5 protein-coding genes are annotated in these 3,314 nt (G+C 70.2%); 1 reads left to right on the plus strand and 4 read right to left on the minus strand.

Features of this window, described 5'->3' with window-relative positions; all coding sequences use genetic code 11:
* Window positions 1-66 precede the first annotated feature (66 nt).
* From BKE38_RS27630 to BKE38_RS27640, 3 genes are all read right to left on the minus strand, one after another.
* Window positions 67-747: a ParB/RepB/Spo0J family partition protein gene (locus tag BKE38_RS27630; RefSeq protein ID WP_076960384.1), complete on the minus strand. Its 681-nt coding sequence runs from the start codon at window positions 745-747 to the stop codon at window positions 67-69.
* Window positions 744-1,766 (minus strand): AAA family ATPase, encoded by a 1,023-nt coding sequence (locus tag BKE38_RS27635; RefSeq protein WP_076960385.1) that lies wholly within the window; start codon window positions 1,764-1,766, stop codon window positions 744-746. The genes BKE38_RS27630 and BKE38_RS27635 overlap by 4 nt, the downstream gene beginning before the upstream one ends.
* 83 nt (window positions 1,767-1,849) lie before the next feature.
* The gene (locus BKE38_RS27640; protein WP_076960386.1) at window positions 1,850-2,557 is read right to left on the minus strand and encodes a hypothetical protein; all 708 of its coding nucleotides are present in this window, start codon (window positions 2,555-2,557) and stop codon (window positions 1,850-1,852) included.
* Between the two features lie 184 nt (window positions 2,558-2,741).
* On the opposite strand from BKE38_RS27640, the gene BKE38_RS27645 reads away from it, so the two are divergent.
* Entirely contained in the window at window positions 2,742-2,933 is a 192-nt protein-coding gene (locus tag BKE38_RS27645) for a hypothetical protein (RefSeq protein WP_076960387.1), read from the plus strand.
* Between the two features lie 48 nt (window positions 2,934-2,981).
* Here the strand turns inward: BKE38_RS27645 and BKE38_RS32515 are convergent.
* A partial coding sequence (locus tag BKE38_RS32515) for a hypothetical protein (protein WP_207553699.1) occupies window positions 2,982-3,314 on the minus strand: 333 nt, incomplete at its 5' end.

Here is a 3,314-nt window from a genome sequence, read left to right on the forward strand (position 1 = left end):
TCTGACCGCCTCGACTTCTGACGTCAGAAGTCGAGGCGGTCAGAAGTCGGACGGTCAGAAGTCGCGCTAGCCCGCCTCGATCCCGGCGCGCAGCGCACGGACGGTCAGGTTGCCGGCCTCGGCCTGTGCCATCAGCCGGTCGCGCAGCGCGCCGGGATCGAGGCGGGCTAGCTCGACCAGCAGATTGCGGGGCAGGGGGGTTGCGCGGTCCAGGAAGTCGGATGGCAGGGTCAGCAGGCGCAGCGTGGCGCTGACCTCGCCGGCACTCTTGCCGAGCAGGGTCGCGACCTCGGCCTGGCTCAGCTTGCGTTCGGCGATCAGCCGCTGCACGCCGCGTGCCTCCTCGGCCGGGGTCAGGTCGACGCGCTGCAGGTTCTCCAGCAGCGCGGCAAGCGCCGCGTCGCCCTCATGCTCGATGGCCAGCAGGCTGGTCCAGCCATTGTGCCGGGCGGCACGCCAGCGGCGCTCGCCAGCAACCAGGATCCAGCCGCCGCGCAGCTCGGGGTCGCGCTTGAGCAGCACCGGCTGCAGCTGCCCCTCGGCCGCCATCGTCGCGGCCAGGGAGGAGATTTCTTCCGGATTGAACTGCTTGCGCGGCTGCGACGGATCGGGGCGGATCCGCGCCAGGGGCGCCTCGAAGGAATGCCGGAAGCGGCTGTCCTGCGGCACCAGCGCTTCGGCGGCGGCGTCGATCACCGACATGGCGGCGCCCAGCACCGGGGAGGCAGCCTTGCGGGCGCGGCTCATGGCGTGGCCTCCAGCGGCGCGAGGCTGGCTTCGGGCAGCGGGGTCCCCTGGCCAAGCGCTGCAGCGATGCGAAGATAGACGGCAACCGCCGCCGTGCCGGGGGAGGCGTCCAGCGCGATCCGCCCGTTGCGCGCTGCATGGCCGAAGACCGCGCTGGCCGGAACCGGCTCCAGCACGGGGGCGCGGCCGGCCATGATGCCGATCAGCTGCTCCAGCACCTCGCGATCGACCGATTTCCGCGCGCCGAACTGGGTCGGCAGGATGCCGGCCAGGCGCAGCGCCGGGTTCAGCCGCCGCTGCACCTTGCCGATGGTCGACAGGATCAGCCCGACGCCCATGCTGTCATAGGGTTCGGTACGCACCGGGATGATCACTGCATCCGCCGCCGCCAGCCCCATCACCGTCAGCATGCCGAGATTGGGCGGCGCGTCGATCAGGATGGTGTCGTAGGCACCGCGCACCGCCTCGAGGCTTTCGCGCAGCGCGACGTCGAAGCCGGGCTCGCGACGACCGTCGGTCTCGGACAGGTCGATATGGCTGGGCGCCAGGTCAAAGGGCGCGCGGCCGCCGAGCAGCGGGTCGTTCTGGGCCAGGATGGCGCTTTCGATCGGCTGCTCGCGCAGGATGACATGGGCCATGGTGCGACCCTGGCGCCAGGCCTCGACATGGCCGGCGGCCAGCAGGGCGACGGAGGCGGTGGCCTGGGGGTCGAGATCGACCAGCAGCACGCGCTGCCCCTGCTTCGCCAACCCGCAGGCCAGGTTCAGCGCCGACGTCGTTTTGCCGACACCGCCTTTCTGGTTCGCCAGCACCAGGATGCGGGCATGCCGCGGCTGCACGGTGGACAGGGCCTCGACGGCGCGGGCCACTTCCTCGGGGATCGGCTCGCGCCCGTTTTCCCAGCGGGAGATGCGCGGCTTGTCGTAGCTGCGGTCGAGCTTTGCGTTCAAAGCTTCCTTCAGCTCCGACTGGCTCAGCCGCAATTGCTGCCGCAGCGTCCGCAGCGCCTCGCCATCCATCGCCGTCCCCCGTCAGACTTCTGACGTCAGAACTTGCCGGAGACGGCCGTCAACGTCAACCCGAGATGGTTGACGTTATCCGTTCAGCAGCCGGCGTCGAAGGTCTCGTCGCGGGGGGCGAAGATGCGCTGATGGCAGCCGCGGATCGCCTCTTCCAGGCTCGGTGCGTGCCAGATCTGCCACTCGCGCTCCTTGCCCTCGGCCGAGCCCTGGCCCGGCATCACCGCCGCATAGGGCAGCATCTCGAGCTCGCAGCGGAAGGCGGAGGCGCCGCCCTTGGCCGAGGGCCATTCGCGGATGAAGGCGGTCATCAGATGCGACCAGGGCTGGCCGGAGGGCAGCTGGCCATTGGCCGAGAGATGGCTGCCGATCCAGACCCGCGGCATGCCGGGCTCACGCACCATCTCCACCACGCCGGGGGCAACGCAGTAGACCGGCGCGCCGCCATGCGGGGCATGGGCATGGGCGGCGCCAAGAGCGGCGGCGATCGCCTGCATCAGGTCGGGGGCGCTGCCTTCGGCGGTGACCGGCGGCGCCAGGGCGTCGGTGGTCGAGCGGGTCTCGGTCCGCCAGGTCACCGGGCCGCTGTCCTGCCACTCGCCCATCCCATGGCCCGTCTCGGAAAGCAGCTCGCAGCGGTGGTGGTGGCTGGCGCCGCGGCTGTCGCGGGCGAGGCCGGGGGCGGCGGTGGTGAAGGCGCAGGCGCGGCGGACGGAGCCGGGGATGTCGGCGCTGCCCTCGATTTCGATGAAATGCGGGGCGATGAAGCGCGGCACCTGCGTCATGTCCATCAACTCGGCTCCCAGCGAAGAGGGTCTGTGCGAGGCGGTCCGGCCTGCCCGGCCGCCCTGATCACAAGTATGTTATCTCCGATCGTGGGAATGTGCGCAGTTTTGAGTGCCTCAAAACGACGAATCCCGTCGCATTTTATTGACGGTTGGTTAACATGACGCCGCAACGGTTGAGATCCTGGTCATGCTTGCCCGTCAAGCCGCGCTTTTCACGGTGGTTCTCTCGCTGATCGGCGGGACCTGCTACGGCCTGTCCCGCCTGATGCCGACGCCGCAGCAGCGCTATGCGGTGGCCAGCCACGACTCAGCGCGCAGCTTCGCGCAGATGAGCCCGGCTGAACGCGCAGAGCGCATTGCCAAAATCTTCCGCGAATAGTTTTTTGAGACGGGTCGGGCGGGGCTGATCGCCTTTGCCGGCGAGACCTCAGCCCAGGCGGCGTTCCTGCCGCAGCCGGTCCAGCATATCCTGCAACCGCACCAGGGCGGCTTCCGCGGCATCGGCCCGCGCCGCCTGGCGGCGGGCATCGCGCTGCTGACGCAGCAGCGCGATTTCGGTGCGGGCCACCCGCTCCGCCATGCCATCCAGCATTGTCTCCAGAGCCTGCCGCCGGCGCCGATGGGCGACGCCCTGGAGCAGATCTCCAAGACGGCGTGCCAGGCGACCGATCGTCAAGCGGCCGGTGGTATCAGGAAGCAATGTCGGCGTGGCGACGGGCGCGGGGGCCAGGGGGCGGCGCGGCCCGGGCGAGGGCAGGGG

It is taken from the genome of Teichococcus deserti (assembly GCF_001982615.1).
In the GTDB taxonomy this organism is placed as follows: Bacteria; Pseudomonadota; Alphaproteobacteria; order Acetobacterales; family Acetobacteraceae; genus Pseudoroseomonas; species Pseudoroseomonas deserti.

Coding starts and splice junctions, on each gene's coding strand:
- BKE38_RS27630 (WP_076960384.1), bottom strand. CDS start 747: ATGAGCCGCGCCCGCAAGGCTGCCTCCCCGGTGCTGGGCGCCGCCATG.
- BKE38_RS27635 (WP_076960385.1), bottom strand. CDS start 1,766: ATGGATGGCGAGGCGCTGCGGACGCTGCGGCAGCAATTGCGGCTGAGC.
- BKE38_RS27640 (WP_076960386.1), bottom strand. CDS start 2,557: ATGGACATGACGCAGGTGCCGCGCTTCATCGCCCCGCATTTCATCGAA.
- BKE38_RS27645 (WP_076960387.1), top strand. CDS start 2,742: ATGCTTGCCCGTCAAGCCGCGCTTTTCACGGTGGTTCTCTCGCTGATC.